The following is a 26,341-nucleotide window of genomic DNA, read 5'->3' as shown; positions in this document are numbered from 1 at the left end:
GAGGTTTTTCCATGCACGATCCCCACAGCGAACGCATGAGTGGCAGCGAGACCCGCGCAGCGAGCGGTCTGGCCCTGGTGTTCGCCTTCCGTATGCTTGGCATGTTCATGGTGCTGCCGGTACTGGCAACCTATGGCATGGATCTGGCGGGAGCGACCCCGGCCCTCATCGGGTTGGCGATTGGCGCTTACGGCCTGACCCAGGCGATTTTCCAGATTCCGTTCGGGATCATTTCCGACCGCATCGGCCGCCGTCCGGTAATTTACCTGGGGCTGATCGTCTTCGCCCTCGGCAGTGTGCTGGCGGCTCAGGCCGATTCGATCTGGGGCGTGATTGCCGGCCGGATCCTGCAGGGCGCCGGCGCAATTTCCGCGGCAGTCATGGCGTTGCTGTCCGACCTGACTCGCGAACAGCACCGCACCAAAGCGATGGCCATGATCGGCATGACCATCGGCCTGTCGTTCGCCGTGGCCATGGTGGTCGGCCCGTTGCTGACCCGCGCATTTGGTCTGTCCGGCTTGTTCCTGGCCACCGGCGGGATGGCACTGGTCGGGATCGTGATCGTGATGTTCATGGTGCCGAAGTCCACCGGGCCGCTGAGCCATCGTGAGTCCGGCGTGGCGCGTCAGGCGTTGATGCCGACGCTCAAGCACCCGGACCTGCTGCGCCTGGATCTGGGCATCTTTGTGTTACATGCGATGTTGATGTCGAGCTTCGTCGCGCTGCCCCTGGCCCTGGTCGAAAAAGCCGGGCTGCCCAAGGAGCAGCACTGGTGGGTCTACCTCACAGCCTTGCTGATCTCTTTTTTCGCCATGATCCCGTTCATTATCTACGGCGAGAAAAAACGCAAAATGAAACGAGTTTTGCTCGGCGCCGTCATGACGCTGATGCTCACTGAGCTATTCTTCTGGCAGTTCGGTGACAGCTTGCGGGCTCTGGTGATCGGTACGGTGGTGTTCTTCACCGCGTTCAATCTGCTGGAAGCCTCGCTGCCGTCGCTGATCAGCAAGGTTTCACCGGCAGGTGGCAAAGGCACGGCCATGGGCGTGTACTCCACCAGCCAGTTCCTCGGTTCTGCGCTCGGCGGGATTCTCGGCGGCTGGATGTTCCAGCATGGCGGTCTGTCGGTTGTGTTCCTCGGATGTGCCGGGCTGGCTGCACTTTGGCTGGCCTTTGCTGTTACCATGCGCGAACCTCCCTACGTGACGAGCCTGCGCCTGCCGTTGTCGCCCGAAGCGATCCGCGAAGCGGGTCTGGTCGAGCGCCTCAAGGCCCTCGTAGGGGTAACTGATGCAGTCATAGTCGCTGATGAAGCGGCGATCTACATCAAACTGGACACCGAATTAATGGATCGCACCACTCTTGAGCGCCTGGTGAACAACCCGGCGCAGACTGCGTGCGAAGCCTAGGAGAACGTTATGGCCCGTGGGGTTAACAAAGTCATTCTGGTCGGTACTTGCGGCCAGGATCCCGAAGTACGCTACCTGCCCAACGGTAACGCCGTGACCAACCTGAGTCTGGCGACCAGCGAGCAGTGGACCGACAAGCAGACCGGTCAGAAGGTCGAGAAGACCGAGTGGCACCGTGTATCGATGTTCGGCAAGGTTGCCGAGATCGCCGGCGAATACCTGCGCAAGGGTTCGCAGGTGTACATCGAAGGCAAGCTGCAGACCCGTGAGTGGGAAAAAGACGGTATCAAGCGTTACACCACCGAAATCGTGGTCGACATGCAAGGCACCATGCAACTGCTGGGCGGCCGTCCACAACAGGGCGACCAACAAGGCGGTGGCAACAACTATCAGCAGCAGGCGCCACGCCAGCAGGCTCCGCGTCCGCAGCAGTCGGCACCTCAGCAGCGTTCGGCTCCGGCTCCACAGCAGGCCGCACCGCAACCGGCTCCGGATTTCGACAGCTTCGATGACGATATCCCGTTCTGATTGAGATCGCTGAACCACTTCCGGTTTGGATTCGAAGCCCCCGCATTGCGGGGGCTTCGTCGTTTTTGGCGGCGTAAACATCTTTTGGCTGATCGTGAACTGACTGATCAGTCCCTGCATTGAGGGCGGTAAAGTTTCACGAAGAACCTTGAAGGCGGCGGCAAGCCGATCCATGATCGGTCCCGGCGCTTTAGAGCCCGTCCATTTCTGCAAGAACGAGCTTCCCGAATTTGGGCGCCAGTTCAATCACAAGAACAAGAGAAACCGATGAGCAGTAGCAAGAACAAGGAAATCGAATACCTGCGTGGTGTGGCTATCCTGATGACGGTGTTTGCCCACAGTGCGCTGTTGCTGCCATTCCATGGTGCGTTCATGGAAAAGCTGTTCAACGTGTATTCCCCCTGGTCCGGCGTGGATCTGTTTTTCTGTATTTCAGGTTTTGTCGTCAGCAAGGCCTACCTCGACTACTTCGACAAGAACCGCGAGCAAGATCGCTACGGTCTCGCTGCAACGTCATTCTGGATTCGACGGGCCTATCGTCTGTTGCCCACCGCCTGGTTGTGGGTGCTCATCCCTCTGGCGTTTTCGATCTTCTTCAACCAGTCGAATGCGTTCCAGTCGTGGTTCGACAATGTGCGCAGCTTCACTGCCGTCGCGACATTCACCGGTAACCTGGCGAATCAGTACGGCGTGATTCTGGGGCCGAACTCGGTCTATTGGAGCCTGGCGCTGGAGGAGCAGTTCTACTTCATCTTCCCGCTGTTCCTGCTGCTGATTACCTCCACCCGTTGGCGAGTCATCACCCTGATTGCTCTGATCGCCGTGCAGTTTCCGCTCGACCGCAATGCCTTTGGTGCGGCACCGGCGGGGATGCTCTTCTCGTTCCGCCTGGACGCGATGATGTGGGGCATTCTGCTCTGCCTGTTCACGCGCACATCCTTGTACAAGGACATCGAGCCTGTCGCATTGGGTGGCAGTCTGATCAAACGACTGGGCATCACGCTGTTCCTGCTGTACATGATGGGGGCGATTGCCGGTCAGCTCATCGCAACGCCGATTGCTGTCGGTCTGCTGGCGATCAATGCCTTGATCCTGGTCTGGCTCTCCAGTTACCAGAAAGGCTACATCTACTGCCCGGCCATTCTGAGCGGCCTCGCCCAATGGCTGGGTTCGCGCTCCTACGCCTTGTACGTCGTGCACATGTTTGCGTACCACTTGAGCACCGAGATCTGGAGTCGAGTGGCCAGCGAAAGGGGCGTGGAGCTGGGTGGCGAATTCACCGTGCAACTGTTGCTGACTTCGTTCGCGATCATGGTGGTCTGCAGCGAGTTGAACTACCGGTTTGTCGAAACGCCGTTGCGTCGGCGTGGCGCGGAAATTTCGCGTCGGAGAATGGCCGGCCTTGGATCTGCCGAATCGGCGAAGGAAAAACCTTTGGCAGAGGCCCCGGCGCGTACGACCGAATTGTCTTGATCGATGCCGGAAACAAAAAAACCGTAGCGCACAAACGCTACGGTTTTTTTATTGCGAGCCTTGCATCAGTCAAGAATCAGGTGTGGCAAAAACCGACTTGAGTCCTTTGTGATCAGGCTGTTGTCTTCACGTACGCCGATACCGGCAGCCTGGTCACCGATCACCCAAGAGCCGATCAGCGTATAGCTGTCATCGAACTTCGGCAGCGGTGCAAATTCCTGCAGGATGAAGGGCGCGTCCGTGTAGGGACCGTCCTCTTTGACGATCAGACCGTCGGCAGTTTGCAGCTCGATGTTGGCGCCTTCCCGGGAAAAGTACGGTTTGCGTACCCAACCTTTTGGCACTGCGCTGCCCGGATTCGGATCGAGATGCGCCGCCAGCAGGTTCGGATGGCCTTTGTGCAGTTCCCAGAGCAGGGGCAGGGCGCCCTTGTTGGAGAGGATGGATTTCCAGGCCGGTTCGAAAAACTGCGTGTCGCATTCGGCGATGGCGGCACCGAACGGCTCGTGGAAGATGAACTCCCAGGCGTGCAGTTTGAACAGGTGCGGAATCCAGCGATCTTCAAGATCGACGAAACGTCCATCGGCAGTCAGTCCGATGTCTTCGATATCGATGTGCCGTGATTCGATGCCGACCTTTTCCGCGATCAGCCGCAAATAGTCCGTGGTGCCCCTGTCCTCGACCGAGTCTTTCATCGAGGCAAAATAGAACGGACGCTTGAGCTTTAACTGAGCAAACGCCTCATGCAGGCGGGTGTCGATACTGTTGAACTGGTCGGCATGGCGCGGCAGCATCCCGCGCTCGATGCATTGCTCCAGCCAGCCCCATTGGAACGCCGCCGCTTCGTACAGGCTGGTTGGCGTGTCGTAGTTGAGCTCCAGCAACTTTGCCGGGCCGTTGCCGCTGTAGGAGAAGTCCATGCGTCCGTACAGATGCGGATGACCTTCCAGCCAGGACGTTCGGATCATGTCGTAGTACGACGCGGGGATGCTCAGGCGATCGAGCAACTCTTCGCTGTGCACGACCCGGTCGACCAGGTCCATGCACATCTCGTGCAGTTCGGTGGTCGGATCCTCGAGATCGTTTTCGATCTGCGCGAGCGTGAACTGGTAGTAGGCGCGCTCGTCCCAGTAGGGCTCGTCGTCGATGGTGTGAAACAGGAAGCCGAGGCTTTCGGCGGTGTGTTTCCAGTCGTGGCGCTCGGCGCAATGGATCTTCTTCATGGTCAGCTGCTCGAACTGCCCCAGCCGCCCCAGCCACTGCGCGCACTGGACTGGCTGCCGAAGCCGCCACGGGAGGTCGAAGAGGCCACGTTGACCGATTTGCTGCGGGAGCTGGTGTAGTCCGAATCGTTTCGAGTCGTCGGAGCAGATTCAATCCGTCGGTTCAGCGTCGAAGTGTCGTACGTCTGGCGAGTATCACGATCGCGATAGACCGTCCGTGTGTCGCTTGCGCGATTGTTGCTCATGGCATTGCCGATCAGCCACCCGCTGAGCCAGCCGTTACCACCGCCACCGCCACCACTGGAAACATGGGAAGTGCTCTGTGTCGTCTGGGCAGGTGCCGAGTCACCCGCGGGCATCTGCGCATTGGCGATCGCATCGAGGTTCTGCGCCGGCTCAACGTTTTGCGGCACCTTGAAGCCGCCCAGCTTCGGCACAAAGCGGCCGTCGGAATTTTTCTGACACCAGCCGGCGGCGAAGTCTGCGTCGCACTTGTCCTTGTCGTCATAGGCCGGGGCGATACGCCGGTGTTCAGTCAGGGCCGCGACATAGGCGTTCGAGCAGGCATCGGCGGCCACTTCGGCGTCGACGCACTGTTCCACGCTCTGGAAGTTGCGTTGTTCCTGGGCGGCCACTTCGCCGGAAATCGCCAGCGCCACCGAGGCCGCCAGGGACAGTTGAACGTACTTGCTTCGTTTCATCTCAGGCTTCCTGCCGATCAGTAGGACGGTGTCATGCACGCGGCATTGAGCATGCCAACGCTGATCGCCACCGCAGCGACGTAGATGCCGGCGGCAACTTCACCGTTGGCGATGCGTTGGGACGTGCCTTTGAGCACCAGTCCGGTCGCCAGGAATGCCAGCAATTGCACCGCAGCGGCGATGACCGCCCAGAGCACGAAATCGAGGACGTTGATCGAGTGGGCGATGATGTTGCTCGCCGGAATCGCGAAACCGATGATCGCACCCGACAGGGCGATGGCAGCCGCATTGTTGCCGCCGCGAATCAGTTCGAATTCCTTGTGCGGCGTGATGCGGGTGTAGACGAACTGAAACAGCATGAACAGCAGCACGGCGCCGATCAGGTAGGCGGCGAAACCGACCAGCGCGGCCTTGTTCAGGGAAACGGACAGCACTTCCAGCATGGGGAACTTCCTTTTAAATGGTGCTCAGATCGGTGGTGTACAGCGAGATGCCCAGCGATGTGCTCAGGCTGACGGTGCCTTCTTCGTCCTGTTCGACGGAGAACAGCAACAGCTCACGACGGTCGGTCAGGCCGGTTTCCCGGGCGTACAGCATCGAATGGTGTTCGATGGTGTAGGACTCGTCGGGATTGATCACTTGTTCGGTGAGCGGGACCAGTTCGGTCTGGCCGCGTTCGGTGCCCCATTCACGGGTGAAGGACACGCCCTCATGGCTGTAGGCCGGCAGGCCGATCAGGCTGTTCGGGCCCGCGAGGCGCTGCAGCTCGGCGTCACTGTTGACCGTGACGTAGCTGACGTAATTGAACAGCGTCACCGATTCGATCTGATCGTCACCGGTGACATGCACCTGCAGCCAGAAATCTTCGTTGTTCAGGTAATAGCGATGCAGCTTGTTCGACTGGCCGAGGTCGATCCAGCCGGCGCTCCAGATGGCCTGGGCATCGGGCACCCGTACCGAGGTGCTGCCATCGAGCAGCAGGCCGAGCGTCGAATCGAACCGGATCCCCTTGCCCTGTGCCAGGCCAAGCGGGCCGCCGACAGCTTCAGGTGCTGGAGCCGGGGTCCCCAGCAAGTTCTTTAACCATCCCATGGGTACATTCCTTGAAGCGGGTGGAGGTGTTCGTTGGCAAAACGCCGCTAGTGTACCGGCCTCGTGACAAACGAGCAGGCAAAAAAGAAGGGCACCCGGTGCCCTTCTGTTCTCTGGCTGGCCTTACTGAGCCGACTTCTGCTTCAGTCGCTCGAGGATCGCGTTGGCGCTGCCCTCGTTCGGCGTGATGCCGGCGTCGCGCAGTTTGCGCTCCAGGTCGTTGCCGGTCGTGGCATCGGCCAGTTCGTCCTGAGCGTTCAGCTCGGCCGCGCGTTGCTTCTGCTTTTCCTGCAGACGGTTCAAGGTGCCGACTGCGGTTTCCAGCTTGCCGTTGGCGCCGCCGCTGGCGATGGATGCGCTGACCTGCGCTTTCTGCACGCTGTCACGGGCCTTGGCCATGTCCACTTGCTGACGCAGGCTTTTGATTCGTGCTTCGGCCTTGTTGATGTCCTTGCGCATGTTGTCGGCGTAGGTGCCGAACTCGTCGCTCTGGGCCTTCTCGGTGGTCAGGTCGTTGGTCAGGGTCGAAATCGCTTCGGCCACTTCCATCGCCAAGTCTTCACGGCCAGCGTTCAGGGCCGAAACAGCCTTGGCTTCCAGATCCTTGATCTTGGCGTCGTACTCGCTCACGCGGTCGGCGGACAGTTTGTGCTTGGCCATGATAGTGACCAGTTCGCGACGGGCGTTGGACAGGGCGCTGTCGGCGTCACGGATTTCCTGATCGAGGATGCGCAGGGCCTGTTGGTCGACGATCGCTTCGCCGACTTCATTGGCGCCGCCGCGCAGTGCGGTGAACAACTTGTTCCAGATGGACTGAGTCATTGGACTTTCCCTGTTGATTACTTGAAGAAATGTTCGAAGGCTTCGCTGGCGCGCTGCACGTTATCGACCAGGGTTTTCACCTCGGTGACCACGTTGGTCAGGCTCGAGTCGGCGCTGAGTGCGCCGAACATGTTGTAAACGACCTGGCCATTGGGCATCGATTCGATGCCGATGGAAGACAGCGGGAACAGTTCACGGCTGCGCAGTACGGCATCGTTGAACGCGGGCACGTTGCTGATCGAATCGCGATCCACCAGCACGGTGTCAACGATGATTTGCTGACCAGCCAGGGCAATGTGAATCGGCAGGCCGCCGAATTCGTTCATTTCCAGCTTGAGGCTGGGTTCGGAGCTCTGGATCAGGGACAGCGTGATCTCTTGCGAAGCCACCTCGTCCAGTGCCTTGAAAGCGTTGTAGAGGCTATCGATGTTCCAGTTGTTGCCTGCGCTCATGTAATTCTCCGACATGAAAGAGCCAGCCAGAATCGGTTGGCGTAGCTGTTGCTCCATTTGCTTGAGCAAGCTTCGGTTTTCGGGAAGCACCCAAGTTTCGTGTTTCACATAACCGGCGGCAGCCAGGCCCGCGCGCATCTGCTTCATATAGAAGCTGGATGGTTTTTTCGCGGACGTTGTCGAGCGCACTCCCTTCGGGCTCTCCGATTTTGTTGCAGGGGAGTTGCTTTTCATGGCGATGACTCCGTTATGAACATCTCACGCGTGAGCCACACTACAACCAATTCAAAGTGCCATCAATGGCTCACGCGTGAGATTTTTTCAGTGCGCGAAAAAAGGCCCGCAACATGGCGGGCCTGTGTTTCTTGCGAAGGTTCGCGGGCGAGGATTAACGGCTGGTCGCGAGGAATTCATCCGCGGAAACAACGCTGGCGTAGGCGAAACCCAACGAAGACATGAACGCAGCGTGCACGTAGGCCGCCGGCACGGTCATGCCATTGAATTCCAGATCGCGGGTGGCGCAGGCATCGTGGATCACCGTGACGGTGTAACCCAGATCCGCCGCCGCGCGGGTGACGCCATCGATGCACATGTGGCTCATGCTGCCGACCACTACCAGTTCCTTGATGCCTTGTTCATCGAGGATCGATTGGAGTTCGGTTTCGCGGAATGAGTTGACGAAATGCTTGAGCACCACCGGTTCGTCGGCGCGGTTGAGCACCTTGGGGTGCAGCTTGGCGCCCTCGGAGCCCGGGGTGAAGAACGGAGCATCCGCCGAAGTGAATTCGTGACGGATATGGATCACCGGATCACCCGCTTCACGAAACGCCGCGATCAGCCGGGCGGCGTTATCGGCGGCGGCGTCGACACCGGCCAGCGGCCACTTGCCTTGGGGGAAGTAGTCATTCTGGATATCGACTACGATGAGCGCTTGCTTGGCCATGGGTGTGTCCTCGAAGTGTTTGTTGGGTGTGGAGTCAGTATTGGCGCTGGCCACGGTTTCGAGGATTGGCCGCACCGACAATAGACAGGGGAAAACTGACAATGGGTGCTGAAAGGGCCGTTGCCGAATTGGGCGTGTTGATTTACCCCGGCGCGCAACTGGCGGCGGTGCATGGCCTGACTGACCTGTTCGGCGTCGCCGATCGAATCGCTGTCGAACATCAGGCCGCGCAATTGCCACGACTGCGGGTGAGTCACTGGCAGGTCGAGAACGAGCAGGCACCGGTCAGGATCTACGACAGCCATCCCGCTGAAGAAACGGGCTTGCTGGCGGTGCTGATCCCGCCTTCGATCGCTGGGTTCAGCGCAGAGCAGGCATCGCCGGGATTGCTGCAATGGTTGCGCGATCAGCATGCTCGTGGCGCCACGCTGGGCGGTGTTTGCGTGGGCTCGTGGTTGCTGGCCGAAAGCGGTCTGCTCGACGGTCGCAGCGCCACCACTCACTGGACCTCGGCCAAGGCGTTTGCCGAGCGTTATCCAGACATCAAGCTCAAGGCTGATACACCGATTGTCGATGACGGCGACCTGATCACCACGGCCGGGCTGATGGCCTGGTCGGAGCTGGGGCTGCGACTGGTCGATCGTCTGCTGGGGCCGAGCATCGCCAGCGCCACCGCGCGCTTTCTGGTGATGGAACACAGCGACAGCGCCAGTGCCTGCGGCAGCAATTTCGCGCCGATCCTCAGCCATGGCGATGCGTCGATTCTCAAGGTTCAACACTGGCTGCAAAGCACCGGTGCGACTGACGTTTCGCTGGCCTCGATGGCTGAGCGCTCGGGACTGGAAGAGCGCACGTTCCTGCGCCGTTTCCGTGCCGCGACCGGCCTCAAACCCACCGAATACTGCCAGCACCTGCGGGTCGGCAAGGCGCGGGAAATGCTCGAGTTCACCAACGGCACCATCGATCACATTGCGTGGACGGTGGGTTATCAGGATCCGGGAGCGTTTCGCGCGATCTTCAAGAAAATCACCGGGCTGGCGCCGAGCGATTATCGGGCGCGGTTTGGCGTAACACCGCCGACGGCGCTGGCGAAATAGCGTCTTACGGTCGTGCAAAATACCGGGACCATGGCGCCGGTCGTGCAGATTGAAACGGGAGGGGTGCCAGTACGAAAAGGTTAATTCACTGATTTGCGTGAGGTTTCGCGCAGCAGCCGTTTGGCCTGATCTCTGCACCGTCTGACCTACATTCACCGAGCCGCTGGAAGGGGGACGCATGGCCCCGACACCTCGCAACAAAATAGTGGTCGCCCATTCCGTACGCCCCGGCGCGCCACAACACGAAGTGCAGACCAACAAGGCGCTGGCCCGCTGGCTGGCGCAGATTCTCGGGCTGAAATTCGGCGGCAGCTACGACGCGCAAAAGCACCGAGGTCGCGACCTGTATTTGCTGCCGACCCAAACCATCGTCGGCGCCGCCAAGGCCCATGAGCTGGGTATCAAAGGCCCGGACGATCTGTGGGGCGGTTTCGTCGAGCACGATTTCATCTGCACCAAAGCCATCAGCCATGGTTTGCGCAGTCACCTGGCCCACGCGCCGCAAGGCTGGTCGCCGCTGTTTTCCGAGCGTACGCGCAATGTCGTGCTCGACGGGCTCAGTGTGTTTGCGCTGGAAGATGCGCGACCTGCCGCCGAGCATCTGTTGTACAGCGCTCCGATCCGCCTCAAACCGATTCATGCGTGCGCCGGTCGCGGTCAGGAGGTGATCACGAGCCTCGACGCTTTCGACGAAATCCTCGCGCGTCCGGATATTGCCAAGCAGTTCAGCGAAGGCGTGGTGCTGGAACAGGACTTGAGCGAGGTGGTCACCCACAGCGTCGGTCAATCATTCATCGGGGACCGGGTGCTCAGTTACTGCGGTGATCAATACTTGACCGAAGACGCCCACGGCGAAGACGTGTACGGCGGCTCGAACCTGCTGGTGGTGCAGGGCGGCTACGAGGAATTGCTGACACTAAATCTGCCGGACGATGTGCGGCTGGCCATCGAACAGGCGCAGGTTTTCGACAGTGCAGCGGATGAAGCCTATCCACGGTTCTACGCATCGCGGCGCAACTATGACATCGCCCAGGGCCTGGACAGCGACGGCCAGCCACGCAGCGGCGTACTCGAACAATCCTGGCGCATGGGCGGCGCGAGCAGTGCGGAAGTGGCGGCGTTGCAGAGCTTCGTCAACGATCCGTCGATGCGCGCTATCCGAGTTTCGTCGGTGGAAACCTACATCGATCAGACCCTGCCGGCGGATGCCATCGAGGTCTATCGCGGCCCGGCCGAGAACAGCGACTTTCTCCTCAAATACGTAACGGTCAAATCCTATGACGGCTAGAAGCGAAAGCATTCAGATCGACATTGATGACGAACAGATGAGCGGGACGTTCCTCAGTCCCAAATCGAAAGTCCCCGGCGTGTTGTTTGTGCACGGTTGGGGCGGTAGCCAGGAGCGGGATCTGGAACGGGCCAAAGGCATTGCTGGTCTGGGCTGCGTGTGCCTGACGTTTGACCTGCGCGGGCATACCGGCGGCACCGGTATTCCGCTGAGCCGGGTCACCCGTGAAGACAACCTGCGCGACCTGTTGGCGGCCTACGACAGACTGCTCGCCCACCCGGCGCTGGATACCTCGGCCATTGCGGTGGTCGGCACCAGCTACGGCGGTTATCTCGCCTCGATCCTGACGTCGCTGCGCCCGGTGCGCTGGCTGGCACTGCGCGTTCCGGCGCTGTATCGCGACGAACAATGGCACACGCCCAAACGCGATCTGGACAAGGCCGATCTGCGCGATTATCGCGGCACGCTGGTGCGCGCCGACAGCAACCGCGCCTTGCACGCCTGCTCGCAATTCACCGGCGATGTGCTGCTGGTGCAGTCGGAAACCGACGACTACGTGCCCCACGCGACGATCATGAGTTACCGCGCCGCGTGTCAGCAGACCCACTCGCTGACCCACCGGATCATCGACGGCGCCGACCATGCCCTGAGCGATCCAACTTCTCAGCAGGCCTACACCTCGATCCTGGTCGACTGGATCACCGAGATGGTGGTGGGCGAACGGTTGAGCATCATTCAGTCGCGCTGATCAGGACTTTGGCTTTTTCTCGATCCGCAACGCCTTGGCCTTGGCTTCCACCACCAGATACATCACCACGGTGATCAGCAGCGGCAGCAGAAAATAGATCGCCCGATAGGCCAGCAATCCCGCCACCAGACTGCCGCGCGATGCTTCGTGTTGCAGCAGGGCGACAAACACCGCTTCCAGCACACCGAGCCCGGCCGGGATGTGGGTGATGACCCCGGCAATCGCGCTGATCAGCAGCACCCCGAGCACCAGCGGATAGTCGAGCTTGCCCGGCAACAGGGTGAAAATCACCGCCGCCATCAACGACCAGTTCAGCGCGCCGAGCAACAGTTGCAGGACGGCCATGCGCAGCGACGGCAGATTGATTTCCACCCCGCGAATCGACCACTCGCGCCGTTTGGAAAACTGGCAGGCGACCAGGTAACCGGCACTCAGCAACAGCAGCAACACGCCGATGCCCTGCAACGCATCGGTGCTGACTTTCCAGCCCGGCGGCATGCGCACCAGCCCGCTGCTGAACACCGCACCGGCGATGGTCATGTAGCCGAACCAGTTGGTGGCCAGGCTCAGTCCGAGGATTTTGGCGATGTTGCTTTTGCTCACGCCGAGCCGTGAGTACAACCGATAACGCATGGCGATCCCGCCGACCCACGCGCTCAGATTGAGGTTGAATGCGTAACTGATGATGCCCACCGGCAGGATCTGTTTCCAGGTCAGATCCTGACGAATGTAAGTGCGGCCAATCAGATCGAAACTGGCGTACACCAGAAAGCTCAACAGCGTCAGGCTCGAAGCGATGATCAGTGTGCGCACCTTGAAGTCGGCGAGGGTCTGCAGCACTTCAGTCCATTCGATGCGGCTGGCGAACATCGTCAGCAGGACGATCAGCGCGAGGAAAAACAGCAACGTCAGCGGACGCTTCCAGCGGCTCCAGCGAGACGTGGCCGCAGGCTTCAAATGGGTGGCGGCGGGAGCATCGGAACGGCTCATGACGGATCGCTCCCGGTGGTGCGGATAAAGGGTTTCAACCGTGGTTTGTGTGCCGGTAGCCAGCCGGCCATGGCCGGGAAATGGCGCAGGAAGTGAAACACCAGAAACCCCACGGTCATGTGCCAGAGGCGCCCGCGCGGCGACTTGCCGGCGTCCATCGCTTTGCAGTGGTTGTTGCTCAGATCTTCGAGACGTTCAAACAGATGACCATTGAAGGCGCGGTCACGGATCAGCACGTTGGCTTCCAGATTCAACGACAGGCTCAACGGATCGAGATTGCTCGACCCGATGGTGCTCCATTCCTCATCCACCAGCGCGACTTTGCCGTGCAGCGGACGCTCGCAATATTCGTGGATCTGCACCCCGGCCTTCAGCAGATAGTCGTAGGTCATGCGCGCTGCGAGTTTGGCCACCAGCATGTCCGGCTGGCCCTGCAGGATCAGCCGCACATCGACGCCGCGCCGGGCTGCGTTACGCATCTCGCGCAGCAAGCGGTATCCGGGAAAGAAGTAGGCATTGGCAATCACCACCCGCCGCCGGGCGCGGCGCAACACCTGCAAATAAACGTCTTCGATATCGGTGTGGTGCTGGTCGTTGTCACGAAATACCAGGCGGACCTGACCGTCGTGCTCGGTGAATGCCATCTCCGCCCGACGCTGGCGCCGGCGCTGCCACCAGAACCGCGCCCGACCGGGGCGACCGCTTTGCAGCAGGGCGAAATGATGGATGTCGGCCACCGCCGGGCCCTGAACTTCTACCGCGTAATCCTGCTTCGCCTCGGGGCCGAAATCCGCCAGGTGATCACCGGAAAAATTGATTCCGCCGATGAACGCAATCAGCCCGTCGACCACCACGATCTTGCGGTGCAGGCGCCGGAACCAGTTGGTGCGAAAACCCAGGCGTTTGGGCGCCGGGTCGAAGATTTGCAGGTGAACACCGGCCTCGCTCAACGCGGTCAGATAACCGGTGCTCAATTCGCCGCAGCCGAAGCCGTCAAGGCTGACGGTGGTGCGCACGCCACGCCGGGCGGCATCGATCAGAATTTCCTGCAACTCGTTGCCGACCTTGTCTTCGAAAACGATGAAGGTCTCAAGCAGGATTTCACTTTTCGCTGAACGCATGGCGTCGAAGACTCGCGGGAAATACGCCTCGCCGTTTTCCAGCAGTTCGACGCGGTTGTTGCCCTGCCAGCCATAGTCGACATCGACGTGACCGGGCTCGCGGATCGGCGGGGTGATGGTGATCGGTTCCACGGCGGATTTTTCCAGCGGTGCGCTGCTCATAGTTCGATCTCCACTGACAGCGGCACATGATCGGAGAGGTGCGACCAGGGGCGGTTGGCGAGCACCTTCGGCATCCTGGCCTTGAGGTTGCGCACGTAGATCCGGTCCAGCCGCAACGCCGGCCAGCGCGCTGGAAAACTGCGCGCCGGTTTGCCCTGATGCTCGGCAAACACTTCGTGCAGGCCGCAAGGTTTCAGCAGCGCATCGGCGCGCTGGCGCCAGTCGTTGAAGTCGCCGGCGACGATCACCGGAGCATCGTCGGGCAGGTCGGCGAGGCGTTTGCCCAGTAGCCTGAGCTGTGCGTTGCGATGACTTTCACGCAGGCCCAGGTGCACGCAGATCGCGTGCAATTCGCGATCGTCTCCCGGCAGGCGCAGGACGCAATGCAACAGACCACGGTTTTCATGACCGCTGATGGAAACGTCGAGGTTGTCGTGGCGCACGATCTGGAACTTCGATAGCAGGGCGTTACCGTGATCGCCCTCCGGGTACACCGCGTTGCGCCCGTAGGCAAACTGCGGCCAAAGGCTGTCGGCGAGGAATTCGTATTGCGGCATCGTCGGCCAGTTGTTGTAACGCTTGGGATGGTGTTCGTGGGTGCCGTGCACTTCCTGCAGGAACACCACGTCGGCGGACACGCTGCGGACCGCTTCGCGCAGTTCCGGGAGGATGAAACGCCGGTTCAACGCGGTGAAGCCCTTGTGGGTGTTGACCGTCAGCACGGTGAAGCGGCGCACCGTGGTGATGACGGTGGCCTGTTCATCGGTGACGCCGACCGGCTCGGGAATGCTCATGACGGCATGCCTGCCGAGGTGTGGCGCTTGCTGCGCCGAAGTGGGCCATCGATGTGAATCGCTGTCATGCCGTTCTCCCGTCGAAAGTCCTCGTACCGCCTCTGTCTGTGGATGACTGCGGGCGGTTCGGGAAAGTTTCGACGGGACTACGGACGGTCGGTATTCGCCGGATCAGTGGCCGGCAACGATGCGGGCGGAGCCTTCGGCGGGTTCGGCATACACCGGGCCGAGTCGGTCGAGGCGACCGCTCAAGGCTGTCAGCGCCAATGCCACCAGTACCACCAGCCCGCCGATCCATGCGGTGTGGATCAGGCCGATGTGCTCGACGATCAAACCGCCACCCCACGCACCGCCGGCAATACCCAGGTTGAACGCAGCGATGTTCAACCCCGACGCCACATCGACGGCTTGCGGCGTGTGATGTTCAGCCTGACGCACCACGTACACCTGCAAACCCGGTACGTTGCCGAAGGCGACCGCGCCCCAGACCAATACGGTGGCCAATGCCAGCCACGGATTGCCGGCGGTGAAAGTGAGGACGAACAGCACGGCGGCGAGCAGGGCGAAGATTATTTTCAGAGCGCTGATCGGCCCGCGTTTGTCGGCCAGTTTGCCACCCCAGATATTGCCGACGGCGACCGATACGCCGTACACCAGCAGCACCAGGCTGACCGTGCCGGCGCTGAAGCCCGAGATGTCCTGAAGAATCGGCGCCAGGTAGGTGAAGGCGATGAACGAGCCGCCGTAACCGATGGCGGTCATGGCGTAGACCAGCAGCAGGCGCGGTTGTTTGAGCACCTGCAACTGTTGCAGCAGCGAGGCCGGTTTGCTGTGGGCGATGTTTTTCGGCACATACAGCAAGCTGCCGATGAACGCGATGACACCCAGCGCCGACACGGCGAGGAAGGTTTCACGCCAGCCGAAATGCTGACCGATGAAGGTGCCCAGCGGCACGCCGGTGACCAGCGCCACGGTCAGCCCGGTGAACATGATCGCAATCGCGCTGGCGGCCTTTTCCTTGGGCACCAGGCTGGTGGCTATGGTCGAGCCGATGGAGAAGAACACGCCGTGGGCAAGGCCGGTGACGATCCGCGCCAACACCAGCGATTCATAACTCGGTGCCAGCCAGGCCAGCAGATTGCCGAGGGTAAACAGCACCATCAGCGACAGCAGCAACAGTTTGCGCGGGACTTTGCCGGTGAGCGCGGTCAGCACCGGCGCACCGATGGCCACGCCGAGGGCGTAGAGACTGACCAGCAGCCCGGCGGACGGCAGGCTGACGCCGAGATCGGCGCCGATGGTGGAAAGCAGGCCAACGATGACGAACTCGGTCGTCCCGATGGCGAAGGCGCTGAGGGTCAGCGCGAGCAAGGCAATGGGCATGACAGCACTCCGGTTGAGGATTGAATGGAGCGCAGTGTCGGGGTTTGGTGGGGGTGGAAAAATACAGGGATGGGCATTTGATATTTGATCTGGGAGCAAAGATCAAAAGCACCCCCTCAACCCAGCCCTCCCGAAACGTCGGACCGCCCCCAAGGGGGCGAGGGGGGATAGGGAGCCGATCTGCGTGGCTTTTCAATTCCTGCATTCGACCGGGAGCTTTCCGGTCGATATAGCTTGTGAGAGCAACTCAGTCGGCTCCCTCTCCCTCCGGGAGAGGGCTGGGCGGGCGGCGTTCCGATGAGGGCGCTCTTGAACTTTGCCGGTCAAATGTCGATCAGTTCCTTACACGTTCAACCAAGGGAGCTCTGCGTTTTGACCAGGTTCAGGATCGCAATTCTATTGGGGGCGCTGCTGTTTTCCGGCGGCCAAATGCTCCAGGCCGCCACATTGCCGGGTGTTCCGGCGGCCAGTGAAGAGCCGGCCAAACCGGAACCGATCGTGCAGGGCGGACTGCTCGGCGCCATCAGTTCCAGCATCGACGACGTGCAGGACAAACTCGATCTCAACGAACATCTGGTCGACGCCTGGCGCCTGCGCGCGGACCGGGCGGCGGATGAAGTCGACAGGCTGGTCAATCAGCCGTCGGATCGTTCCGGGTGGAGCGTGGCCGGAGACTTCATGATGCTGTCTGGCGTGTGGCTCGGGACCTTTGCCGTGTTGACCGTGCTTGGCAGCGTTCTGGCCAAGCGGATGCGCGAGGGCCGCTGGCTGCGTACCCGGCAGCGTAGTCAGGATCTGCTCGGCTACCTGTTGCCCTACACGCTGCCTGCGTTGATCTGTCTGCCGTTGACCCTGTACGTCAGCCACTTCCTGCCGGCCTCGGTCGGCCGGGCGCTGGCGCTGTGTTTTGCCTACGCCACCAGCAGCGGCATTTTTTCCACCTCGATGCTGTTGTGCGTAGTGGTGATGTTCAATACCGGACACAAGCGACGAGCGGTGCAGATCATCCGCGACTACTGCCCGAAACCGCTGTTCCTGATTGGCTTTCTCGCCGCGCTGAGTGACGCCCTGACCAGTCCGCAGATTGCCCGGCAACTGGGTGGCAACATCACCAGCAGCATCGCGGTGTTCACCGGTCTGCTGGCGTCGATCATCTTCGGCTTGCTGGTGATTCGCCTGCGCCGGCCGGTGGCGCACCTTATCCGCAATCGCTCGCTGGCCCAGCGTCTGAAACAACCATCACTGCAAGAATCGCTGCGGATCTTTTCCGGGCTCTGGTACTGGCCGATCGTGCTGATGGTGTTGGTGTCGGCGGTCAATTTGATCGGCATCGGCGAGGACAATCAAAAAGCCCTGCGTTGTGCGTTGTTCACCACGGTGCTGCTGATTGGCACGGTGTTTCTAAGCACGATTCTCCAGCACCTGTTCAAGTCGCAAAGAGCCGAGGCGATCCAGCGCAGCAGCGCCTACAAGGAGCGTTTTCTCAGCCTGCTGCATGCGTTGCTGCGGATCGTCATCGCGATTGCGTTCATCGATATTCTCGGGCGGATCTGGGGCGTGTCGCTGATTGATTTCGCGCAAAGCAGCACGGTTGGTCGGGCGATCAGCAATGCCTTGAGCAGCATCGGGTTGATCTTCCTCGTGACGTGGCTGTTGTGGGTGGTGCTCGACACGGCGATTCAGGAAGCGCTGAAACCGCCGGTCAGCAAACGCTCGGCACGTCAGCCCAGCACCCGGGTGAAAACCATCCTGCCGCTGCTGCGCAACGCGATCAAAATCATCCTGGTGGTGATCTGCGCGATCACCACCATGGCCAATCTGGGGATCAACGTGGCGCCACTGCTGGCGGGTGCCGGGGTGGTTGGCCTGGCCATCGGTTTCGGCTCGCAGCAATTGGTGCAGGACGTGATCACCGGGCTGTTCATCATCATCGAAGACACCCTGTCGATCGGCGACTGGGTGGTGCTCGATTCCGGGCATGCCGGCACGGTTGAAGGACTGACCATTCGCACCCTGCGACTGCGTGACGGCAAGGGCTTTGTGCACTCGGTGCCGTTCGGTCAAATCAAGGCTGTAACCAATCAATCGCGGCAGTTTGCGTTCGCGTTCTTTTCTGTGCAGTTCACCTACGACACCGATGTCGAAAAAGCCATCGAGCTGATCCGCGAAACCGGGGATTCGATCCGCGAAGACCCGTTCCTCAAATACAACCTGCAAGGGCCGCTGGATGTGTTCGGCGTGGACAGGATGGACCTTAACGGCGTGGTGCTGACCGCACAATTCCGTACGGTGTCGGGCGGGCAATACGCGGTGAGCCGTGCGTTCAACCAGCGTTTGAAAAAGCTTGTGGATAACAGCCCGTGGGTGCATTTCGCGCAGACTTATCCACAGCAGGTTTTGTTGCCCAAGCGACAGGAAGAAGAGGTGGCGCCGGAGCATTCGTCGGTGGTGTTGCCGGAGCAATCGCCGACTCAATAGGAGTTCTTGTGGTGCATGTGCCGACCCCTTCGCGGGCAAGCCCGCTCCCACAGGATTCGGTGTGATTCTGAACAGCAGGTGCACCACAAATAATTGTGGGAGCGGGCTTGCCCGCGAAGAGGCCAGATCGGTTTACATCAATGCCGGATCAGTTTGCTGCGCACCTGCTCCATGGAAACCTGATCCAGCTCCACCCAGAAATGCTGCTTGCCCGCGACCTCGGCAGCGACCGGCAAGCCGTCGCGATACACCAACCGATTGCTCGTCAGTGCTGGTACTTTCGCGCCGGGCAACAAGGTGCCGGCGAGGTTCAGCGGATCGACGCCACACACCGCGATCAGACTACCGTCATGAGGGCGGCGGCGTACTTCGCGCAACAGCGGAATCGCCTCGGGCAGGGCGAATTGTTCGCCGGCCAGACCACTGACAAACCGCCCGCCACGAATCTCGCCCCGTGCCTCCAGTCGATGAAAGGTGCGCAGAAGTTCGCGCCAGCTCGGCAGCCAGTCTGCCTCACGCTCCAGCAGACGCCAGAACACTACGCCGTAACGGCGCAACAAAGTCATGGCGATGTGTTCGAGGGTTTCGGGCGACGCAGTCTGGCTGTTTTCCACAGCCGACCCGCGGCGTAAAAGGGCCCAGCGCCCGGCATCGTCCATGCCTCCGACAAATGCCCCGCGTCCGCGTCGACTGCTGCGCTGCTGGCGCTTGCTCGCCGGGGTGATAAGTGCTCGCAACCCGGCAAAGCTGTCGGCATTCACCAGCCCGACGCCGACCAGCTCCTGCAAGGCGATTTCCAGTTCTGTTCGCAGCAGGTGCGCTTCATGAATCAGCTCATCGAAAAACAGCGCCCCGTGCTGGCTGAGAGCCTCGAAGACCTTCTGCGTTTTGGGCGACAGTTCACTAATCGGCGCCTGCTCGGCCAGCGAGCTCCACAACCCGACCTGACTGCGCGGCAACAGCACAACGGGCGTACTGCGCAACGCTGTACCGCTGGTCTTTTGCCGGGCGCTGAGGCGCATCCACACCAGTTTTCCGCTGCGGCACAGATCATCCAGCCAGCTTGGTGAATAGTCCTTGAGTCGCGCGGGAAGGATGTCGCTGTCCCACGCCGAAGCAGCAGCCGGATAGCCTTCGAACTGACCGACAATCGCTGGCAACACGGCGCTGCCCTGACCTCGGGTGGACGGGGACAAGTGCTGCCAGTCGAACAGGAAGCGCATGAAATCCTGCAACGCCACCGGTTCGATTTCCCGGCGCAAGCGCTTGACGGTGTAGCGGTGTATTCGCGCCAGCAGATGCCGTTCGCACCATTCTTCCGCCTTCAGTCCCGGCGTGAACTGGCCGCGCAGTACATAACCCTCGCGCTCCAGATGAGCGAGGGCTTGATGGACAGAGGTCGGCATCAAGGCCAGAGGTTCGACAATCGCCGCCAGCGGTAGCGGACCGAATGCGCCGAGCCGCGCGCGGATCAATTCGATCAGTGCATCATCGGCTGCCCATGTTTCGTCGAAACCGGGCAACGCTGGCAGTGCCGAATGCGCCTGTGGATAAAGCGCTTGCAGACAGGTCAGGCGTTCTCTCGCCAGCCACAGTGAATGCTCGGGATCGATCTGCAATCGGCAGGCTCGCCCGGTCTCGGCCAGGGTATTCAGCCAGTCGCGCCACTGCGGATTGACCTCGACTTCGTTGTCGCTGATGCAGGCCAGGCTCATCAGCGCTTCGTGCATTTCATCGGCGCTGTTCGGTGTCGGCCAGGCTTCTTCGCGCACAGCGTTGATCGCATCGGCATCCAGCGCGCCGAGATCATCGGTTGATTGCGGATCGCTCCAGCGGCGGTTGAGCACAGCCTGAGTGCGACGCTCTTCCAGCGGCGCGTCGTCGAGAAAGGTGTAGGGGCGGGCGCTGAGGATTTCCGCCGCCAGCGGCGAGGGCGCCGGAAGGTCACGGGCGATCAGCCGCACTTCGCCGCGCTCCATGCGCCGCAGCAGATTGAGCCAGCCCTCACTGTCCATCGCCTCGTGCAGGCAATCGTCGAGGGTCTGCTCCACCAGCGGGTGCTCGGGAATTTCCCGTTCGCCGGCGAGGTTTTCCAGGCAGGCGATCTGATCGGGAAACACGCTGGCGATCAGGTCTTCGCTTTTCATCCGCTGCAATTGCGGCGCGACTTTGCGTCCGCCCGTGTAGCGCGGCAGGGCCAGTGCCACGCCCGCATTCCAGCGCCAGCGCACACCGAACAACGGCGCATCGAGCACCGCTTGAGTCAGGATATGCTCGGCGCTGTTGCTGTGCAGGTAACGCCAGACCTCGTCCAGTTCGAAACTGTGGCTGGTGGACAGCGACAGCACGATCGCGTCTTCACTGGCGGCGGCCTGCAATTCGAAGTTGAAGGTGCGACAGAAGCGCTTGCGCAGGGCCAGCCCCCAGGCACGGTTGATGCGGCTGCCGAAAGGCGAATGGATGATCAGTTGGGTGCCGCCGGACTCGTCGAAAAACCGTTCCATCAGTAACGTATCTTGCGACGGCAGGGCGCCGAGGGTGAGACGGGCGCGGGCCAGATAATCCACAAGCTGTTCGGCGCTGGCCAGATCCAGACCGAGGGTTGCGGTCAGCCAGTCGAGGGCCGGTTGCAGGTTGCCGGGACTCGCACTCAGCAATTCGTCGAGCTGTGCTTGCAGGCGTGCCACGGCCATCGACAGTTCGGCGCTGCGACCGGGCGCTTCGCCGAGCCAGAACGGGATGGTCGGCGGCTGGCCCTGGGCATCTTCGACCCGCACCTTGCCGGTTTCCACCCGCAGAATTCGATAGGAGGTGTTGCCGAGCTGGAACACATCGCCAGCAATGCTTTCTACGGCGAAGTCTTCGTTGACGCTGCCGATGTTCAAACCCTGAGGTTCCAGCAACACGCTGTAGTCGGCGTTGTCGGGAATGGTGCCGCCGCTGGTCACGGCTGTCAGTCGCGCACCGCGTCGTCCTCGCAAAGTCCGGCTTACTGCGTCGCGATGCAGATAGGCGCTACGGATGCCCTGACGACCGTTGTAGCCCTCGGCGAGCATGCTCAGCAGCGCCTGATAATGTTTTTCGTCGAGGCGGGCATAGGGCTCGGCTCGGCGGAACAGTGCGAGCAATTCGTCTTCGGCCCATTCCTGACAACTGACCTCGGCGATGATCTGCTGGGCCAGCACATCCAGCGGCGCTTCTGGGATGTGCAGGGTATCGAGTTCACCCCGGCGCACGCAGTCGAGCAGCGCGGCGCACTCGATCAGGTCGTCGCGAGTGGTGGCAAACAGGCGCCCCTTGGGCGTGCCGCCGACCTGGTGTCCGGAGCGGCCGACCCGTTGCAGAAAACCGGCAATCGAACGCGGCGAAGCAATCTGGCACACAAGGTTGACCTCGCCAATGTCGATCCCCAGTTCCAACGATGCGGTGGCGATCAGCACCTGCAGCACGCCGCGCTTGAGGCGCTGCTCGGCGTCGAGGCGAAACTCCTTGGCGAGACTGCCGTGGTGCGCGGCCACCGCGTGCTTGCCGAGGCGTTCGCTCAGATGTCGACTCAAGCGTTCAGCCAGACGCCGGGTGTTGACGAAAATCAGCGTGGTGCGGTGTTCACGGGCGAGCGTGGCGAGGCGGTCGTAGACCAGCTCCCAAACGTCATTGGCCATCACGGCTGACAACGGCACCGGCGGCACTTCGATGCCCAGATCCCGTGGACGGGCGTGGCCGATGTCGATGATTTCGCACGGACGGTCATGACCCACCAGAAACCGCGCGACCGCGTCGATCGGCTTTTGCGTGGCCGACAGGCCGATGCGGGTCAGTGGTTCGGCGCATAACGCTTGCAAGCGTTCGAGGCTCAAGGCCAGATGACTGCCGCGTTTGCCGGCGGCGATGGCGTGGATTTCATCGACGATCACGGTACGTGTGGTGCCAAGCATTTTGCGCCCGGACTCGGAACCGAGCAGCACGTAGAGCGATTCCGGGGTGGTCACCAGAATGTGCGGCGCGCTTTTGCGCATGGCGGCGCGTTCTTTCTGTGGAGTGTCGCCGGTGCGCACGGCAGTGGTGATTTCCAGCGCGGGAAGATCCATTTGACGCAACTGATCGGAAATTCCGGCCAGCGGGTTTTGCAGGTTGATGCGTATGTCGTTGGATAGCGCCTTTAGCGGAGAGACATAGACCACCAGCGTTTCGTCGGGGAGACCGTCTGCGCTCTCCAGGCCACGGTGGACGAGGTCGTCGAGCACGGCGAGGAAAGCGGTGAGGGTCTTGCCGGAACCGGTGGGTGCGGCGATCAGCGTCGAGCGGCGCTGGCGGATCAACGGCCATGCGCGGGCCTGGGCGGCGGTGACCGTCGCGAATGTGCGGCTGAACCAGGCGCTGACGGCGGGGTGAAAGCCTGCCAGGGCCACGTCCTTGGGGAGGGGCAGATTCATGGCTATGGTTATGCGGGTGGGCGCCCGAAGATGCAAGTACCACTGGGGATCTTCAGTGATTTCCAAGGCCCCATCGCGGGCAAGCCCGCTCCCACAGGACCGCAGTGAGCGCAGAACCTGTGGGAGCTGGCTTGTCGGCCCGCCGCATCGCAGCGATAGGGCCAGTCGCTTCGGCACAAATCCCTAGCATCTACACTTTACGGGTGACGGTTGCGCACTAAACCCGCAAAATGCAACGATTCCGGCAATTATCGACGACGGTGCCACGAGCATCGTCGCTAAAGCCATCGTTCCAATCAGACTGGGCCTGCTGACTCTATGCGAATGCGCCTTATGTTACTGGGCGGCGGAAATGCCCTTGGGCAGGCGCTGATTCGCCTCGGTGCGGAGGAAGACATCGGTTTCCTCGCCCCCCGCCCGCCCGAAGACGGCTGGGATGCCGCGAGCCTGACACAACTGCTCGACGACACCCGTCCCGATGCGTTGATCAACCTTGCCTACTATTTCGACTGGTTCCAGGCCGAGACCGTCAGCGAAAGCCGTCTGTCGGGTCAGGAACGCGCCATCGAGCGTCTGGCCGAACTGTGCCAGCACCACAACATCGTGCTGGTGCAACCGTCCAGCTACCGGGTATTCGACGGTTCCCGTGCCACCGCCTACAGCGAAAAGGACGAGCCCGTGCCGTTGGGCCTGCGCGGTCAGGCGCTGTGGCGGATCGAGCAGAGCGTGCGGGCCACTTGCCCGCAGCATGTGTTGCTGCGCTTCGGCTGGCTGCTTGATGAGAGCCCGGAAGGTACTCTCGGACGCTTCCTCGCTCGCGCTGAGAAGCCGGACGAGTTGCTACTGGCCGATGACCGTCGCGGCAATCCGACCCCGGTCGACGATGCGGCCCGGGTGATTATCTCGGTACTCAAGCAACTCGATTGTGCCGCGCCGCTGTGGGGCACTTACCACTACGCCGGCCATGAGGCGACCACACCGCTGGCGCTGGGTCAGGCGATTCTCACCGAGGCCCGCAGCCTGCATCCGCTGGCGATCGAAGAACCGACCGCCCAGGCCCACGCCGCGCGTGAGGATGCCGCTGAAGAACCGCAACACGCGGTGCTGGCCTGCAAGAAAATTCTGCACACTTTCGGGATCAAGCCGCGCGCCTGGCGTGCCGCGCTCCCGGGCTTACTGGATAGGTTTTATCGCCATGGCTGACGGCCCTGTTTTAATCACCGGCGGCGCCGGTTTCATCGGTTCGCACCTGACTGACGCGTTGCTCGCCAACGGCCATTCGGTACGCATCCTCGATGACCTGTCGACCGGCAAACGCAGCAACCTGCCGCTGGACAATCCCAAGGTTGAACTGATCGTCGGCGACGTCGCCGATGCCGCTCTGGTCGCCCAGGCGATGCAGGGTTGCAGTGCGGTCGCGCACCTGGCCGCCGTGGCCTCGGTGCAGGCGTCGGTGGATGATCCGGTGAAGACTCACCAGAGCAATTTCATCGGCACGCTCAACGTCTGCGAAGCCATGCGCGAGGCCGGCGTGAAGCGCGTGCTGTTCGCCTCCAGCGCCGCAGTCTACGGCAACAATGGCGAGGGCGAGTCAATCAACGAAGACACGCCGAAAGCGCCACTGACGCCGTATGCATCGGACAAGCTGGCCGGTGAGCAGTACTTCGATTTCTACCGTCGCCAGCACGGTCTGGAACCGGTGATCTTCCGCTTCTTCAACATTTTCGGCCCGCGCCAGGATCCGTCTTCGCCGTACTCCGGCGTGATCAGCATTTTCAGCGAACGCGCGCAGAAAGGCTTGCCGATCACCGTGTTCGGCGACGGCGAGCAGACTCGGGATTTCATGTACGTCGAAGATCTGGTCGACGTGCTGGTGCAGGCCCTGGAAAAACCTGAAGCGCAAGTTGGTGCGGTGAACGTCGGCTGGAATCAGGCGACCAATCTCAAGCAGATGCTGGCTGCGCTGGAGGCTGTGGTCGGTGAGCTGCCGCCAGTCAGCTATGGTCCGGCGCGCTCCGGCGACATCCGTCACTCGCGGGCGAACAACGCTCGGTTGCTTGAGCGATTCAAATGCCCGACGCAAACGCCGATGAGCGTTGGCCTGGCACGTCTGCTCGGCCGCTGAGACTTTCGCAGACATGAAAAAGGCGCCTTGTGACAGGCGCCTTTTTCACGGCCGGAAATCGGATTTCAAACACATTTCCTGTAGCGAGGGAGCTTGCTCCCCGGTCGATTGCGTACATCGCCGTCAGTTCTGAGTCTGCCCGCCACCAAGCCTCATTCACCACCACGTGAACGTTCTTTGATTGCTCGCTTAGAACTTGTAGCCCAGACCGACCATGTACACAAATGGATCGACATCAACATTCACTTTCGCGCGCGTGCCCGGGGCCACGGCGTTGTTCTCGACGGTGGCGCGGGTGTCGATGTCGATGTAGCGCACCTGGGCGTTGAGCATGATGTTGTCGGTCAGCATGTAGTCGGCGCCGACCTGCCACGCCAGGCCCCAGGAGTTTTTCGCCTTGAAGTTGCTGAAGCCGTTGGACTGGGCTTCGCTGCCGACGTGCTCGTCGTAGATCCAGGTGTAGTTGATGCCGCCGCCAACGTAGGGCTGAAATGCCGATTTCGGATCCAGCGGGTAGTACACGACACTGAGGGTCGGCGGCAGGTGTTTCAGGGTGCCGAGCTTGCCGTTGGCGGCTGGCAGGGCAGTGCCCTTGATCTTCACGTCATGCTCGAACGGCGACGCGGCCAACAGCTCGATACCGATGTTGTTGGTCAGCATGTAAGCGAAGTTCAGACCCAGTTGGGTGTCGCTGCTCATGGTCGCCTTGCCGCCCAGGTTGGTGCCGCTCAGCGGACCCTGATCGACCTTGACGCTGGAGCTGTCGGCCTTCGGGTTGACGGTGATTGCACCGGCACGAACGATGATGTCGCCGGCTTCGTGGGCGTGGGCGAGCGGGGCTGCGAGCGCGAGGGCAAACAGCGAGGCACTGAGCAAGGACTTGTTCATGGAAGCTCCCAAAGGACGTTAAAAATGTTTGATGTCCTATGGTACGAATCCGTCTGATACGGTCTTTTGACTCAGCTCAATGAAACAGTGATGCCCCGGATTTCTGTGGAACTTTCATGGCCTCATCGCTGGCAAGCCAGCTCCCACAGTGATCGAGTCGTTAACAAATTTTGTGATCACCAACAAAACCT

The 26,341-nt window shown here is 61.2% G+C and carries 22 protein-coding genes; 9 read left to right on the top strand and 13 right to left on the bottom strand.

What is annotated here, in order from left to right; all coding sequences use genetic code 11:
* Positions 1 to 11 precede the first annotated feature (11 nt).
* The 3 genes from JJN09_RS23050 (at position 12) to JJN09_RS23040 (ending at position 3,410) form a co-directional block, all read left to right on the top strand.
* A complete protein-coding gene (locus JJN09_RS23050) occupies positions 12 to 1,409 on the top strand; it encodes an MFS transporter (RefSeq protein ID WP_007955631.1) in 1,398 nt (465 codons plus the stop codon).
* 9 nt (positions 1,410 to 1,418) lie between these two features.
* Entirely contained in the window at positions 1,419 to 1,937 is a 519-nt protein-coding gene (locus JJN09_RS23045) for a single-stranded DNA-binding protein (protein WP_003228709.1), read from the top strand.
* Positions 1,938 to 2,204: 267 nt separating this feature from the next.
* Positions 2,205 to 3,410 carry an acyltransferase gene (locus JJN09_RS23040; protein ID WP_249483932.1) on the top strand — a complete coding sequence of 402 codons (1,206 nt, stop codon included), beginning with the start codon at positions 2,205 to 2,207 and terminating at the stop codon, positions 3,408 to 3,410.
* 65 nt (positions 3,411 to 3,475) lie between these two features.
* Here the strand turns inward: JJN09_RS23040 and JJN09_RS23035 are convergent, their stop codons facing one another.
* The 7 genes from JJN09_RS23035 to JJN09_RS23005 all read right to left on the bottom strand — a co-directional run bounded on the left by JJN09_RS23035 (position 3,476) and on the right by JJN09_RS23005 (position 8,643).
* Positions 3,476 to 4,633: a glutathionylspermidine synthase family protein gene (locus JJN09_RS23035; RefSeq protein ID WP_249483931.1), complete on the bottom strand. Its 1,158-nt coding sequence runs from the start codon at positions 4,631 to 4,633 to the stop codon at positions 3,476 to 3,478.
* Between the two features lie 2 nt (positions 4,634 to 4,635).
* A complete protein-coding gene (locus JJN09_RS23030; RefSeq protein ID WP_249483930.1) occupies positions 4,636 to 5,334 on the bottom strand; it encodes a DUF1190 domain-containing protein in 699 nt (232 codons plus the stop codon).
* A gap of 17 nt (positions 5,335 to 5,351) precedes the next feature.
* Positions 5,352 to 5,777: a DUF350 domain-containing protein gene (locus JJN09_RS23025; protein WP_085712345.1), complete on the bottom strand. Its 426-nt coding sequence runs from the start codon at positions 5,775 to 5,777 to the stop codon at positions 5,352 to 5,354.
* A 13-nt stretch (positions 5,778 to 5,790) separates the two neighbouring features.
* The gene (locus JJN09_RS23020; RefSeq protein ID WP_249483929.1) at positions 5,791 to 6,426 is read right to left on the bottom strand and encodes a DUF2491 family protein; all 636 of its coding nucleotides are present in this window, start codon (positions 6,424 to 6,426) and stop codon (positions 5,791 to 5,793) included.
* Positions 6,427 to 6,549: 123 nt separating this feature from the next.
* Positions 6,550 to 7,248 carry a PspA/IM30 family protein gene (locus JJN09_RS23015; protein ID WP_249483928.1) on the bottom strand — a complete coding sequence of 233 codons (699 nt, stop codon included), beginning with the start codon at positions 7,246 to 7,248 and terminating at the stop codon, positions 6,550 to 6,552.
* Positions 7,249 to 7,265: 17 nt separating this feature from the next.
* Positions 7,266 to 7,934 (bottom strand): YjfI family protein, encoded by a 669-nt coding sequence (locus JJN09_RS23010; protein ID WP_249483927.1) that lies wholly within the window; start codon positions 7,932 to 7,934, stop codon positions 7,266 to 7,268.
* Positions 7,935 to 8,088: 154 nt separating this feature from the next.
* The gene (locus tag JJN09_RS23005; RefSeq protein ID WP_249483926.1) at positions 8,089 to 8,643 is read right to left on the bottom strand and encodes a cysteine hydrolase family protein; all 555 of its coding nucleotides are present in this window, start codon (positions 8,641 to 8,643) and stop codon (positions 8,089 to 8,091) included.
* A gap of 101 nt (positions 8,644 to 8,744) precedes the next feature.
* Here JJN09_RS23005 and JJN09_RS23000 point away from each other — a divergent pair, with 101 nt between their 5' ends.
* From JJN09_RS23000 to JJN09_RS22990, 3 genes are all read left to right on the top strand, one after another.
* Entirely contained in the window at positions 8,745 to 9,740 is a 996-nt protein-coding gene (locus JJN09_RS23000; protein WP_249483925.1) for a GlxA family transcriptional regulator, read from the top strand.
* 178 nt (positions 9,741 to 9,918) lie between these two features.
* Positions 9,919 to 11,028, top strand: a complete 1,110-nt coding sequence (locus JJN09_RS22995; RefSeq protein ID WP_249483924.1) for a DUF3182 family protein — start codon at positions 9,919 to 9,921, stop codon at positions 11,026 to 11,028.
* Positions 11,018 to 11,776 (top strand): S9 family peptidase, encoded by a 759-nt coding sequence (locus JJN09_RS22990; protein ID WP_007955615.1) that lies wholly within the window; start codon positions 11,018 to 11,020, stop codon positions 11,774 to 11,776. Before JJN09_RS22995 ends, JJN09_RS22990 begins: the two co-directional genes overlap by 11 nt.
* Here the strand turns inward: JJN09_RS22990 and JJN09_RS22985 are convergent, their stop codons facing one another.
* From JJN09_RS22985 to JJN09_RS22970, 4 genes are all read right to left on the bottom strand, one after another.
* Complete coding sequence (locus JJN09_RS22985) at positions 11,777 to 12,766, bottom strand: lysylphosphatidylglycerol synthase domain-containing protein (protein WP_249483923.1); 990 nt, start codon at positions 12,764 to 12,766, stop codon at positions 11,777 to 11,779. It abuts the gene before it with no gap.
* A complete protein-coding gene (gene clsB / locus JJN09_RS22980; RefSeq protein WP_249483922.1) occupies positions 12,763 to 14,049 on the bottom strand; it encodes a cardiolipin synthase ClsB in 1,287 nt (428 codons plus the stop codon). Before clsB ends, JJN09_RS22985 begins: the two co-directional genes overlap by 4 nt.
* Positions 14,046 to 14,843 carry an endonuclease/exonuclease/phosphatase family protein gene (locus JJN09_RS22975; protein WP_249483921.1) on the bottom strand — a complete coding sequence of 266 codons (798 nt, stop codon included), beginning with the start codon at positions 14,841 to 14,843 and terminating at the stop codon, positions 14,046 to 14,048. The genes clsB and JJN09_RS22975 overlap by 4 nt, the downstream gene beginning before the upstream one ends.
* Positions 14,844 to 15,014: 171 nt before the next feature.
* Complete coding sequence (locus tag JJN09_RS22970) at positions 15,015 to 16,226, bottom strand: MFS transporter (RefSeq protein WP_249483920.1); 1,212 nt, start codon at positions 16,224 to 16,226, stop codon at positions 15,015 to 15,017.
* Positions 16,227 to 16,598: 372 nt separating this feature from the next.
* On the opposite strand from JJN09_RS22970, the gene JJN09_RS22965 reads away from it, so the two are divergent.
* Complete coding sequence (locus tag JJN09_RS22965) at positions 16,599 to 18,704, top strand: mechanosensitive ion channel family protein (protein WP_249483919.1); 2,106 nt, start codon at positions 16,599 to 16,601, stop codon at positions 18,702 to 18,704.
* A gap of 137 nt (positions 18,705 to 18,841) precedes the next feature.
* Here JJN09_RS22965 and JJN09_RS22960 read toward each other — a convergent pair whose 3' ends face one another.
* A complete protein-coding gene (locus JJN09_RS22960; RefSeq protein ID WP_249483918.1) occupies positions 18,842 to 23,137 on the bottom strand; it encodes a DEAD/DEAH box helicase in 4,296 nt (1,431 codons plus the stop codon).
* A gap of 318 nt (positions 23,138 to 23,455) precedes the next feature.
* On the opposite strand from JJN09_RS22960, the gene JJN09_RS22955 reads away from it, so the two are divergent.
* Entirely contained in the window at positions 23,456 to 24,340 is an 885-nt protein-coding gene (locus JJN09_RS22955; RefSeq protein WP_249483917.1) for a sugar nucleotide-binding protein, read from the top strand.
* Positions 24,333 to 25,262 carry an NAD-dependent epimerase/dehydratase family protein gene (locus JJN09_RS22950; RefSeq protein WP_249483916.1) on the top strand — a complete coding sequence of 310 codons (930 nt, stop codon included), beginning with the start codon at positions 24,333 to 24,335 and terminating at the stop codon, positions 25,260 to 25,262. Before JJN09_RS22955 ends, JJN09_RS22950 begins: the two co-directional genes overlap by 8 nt.
* A gap of 189 nt (positions 25,263 to 25,451) precedes the next feature.
* Here the strand turns inward: JJN09_RS22950 and JJN09_RS22945 are convergent, their stop codons facing one another.
* A complete protein-coding gene (locus JJN09_RS22945) occupies positions 25,452 to 26,150 on the bottom strand; it encodes an OmpW family protein (protein WP_249483915.1) in 699 nt (232 codons plus the stop codon).
* Positions 26,151 to 26,341 lie beyond the last annotated feature (191 nt).

Source organism: Pseudomonas sp. HS6, assembly GCF_023375815.1.
Lineage (GTDB): Bacteria > Pseudomonadota > Gammaproteobacteria > Pseudomonadales > Pseudomonadaceae > Aquipseudomonas.
This window is presented reverse-complemented; position numbering and strand designations above follow the sequence as displayed.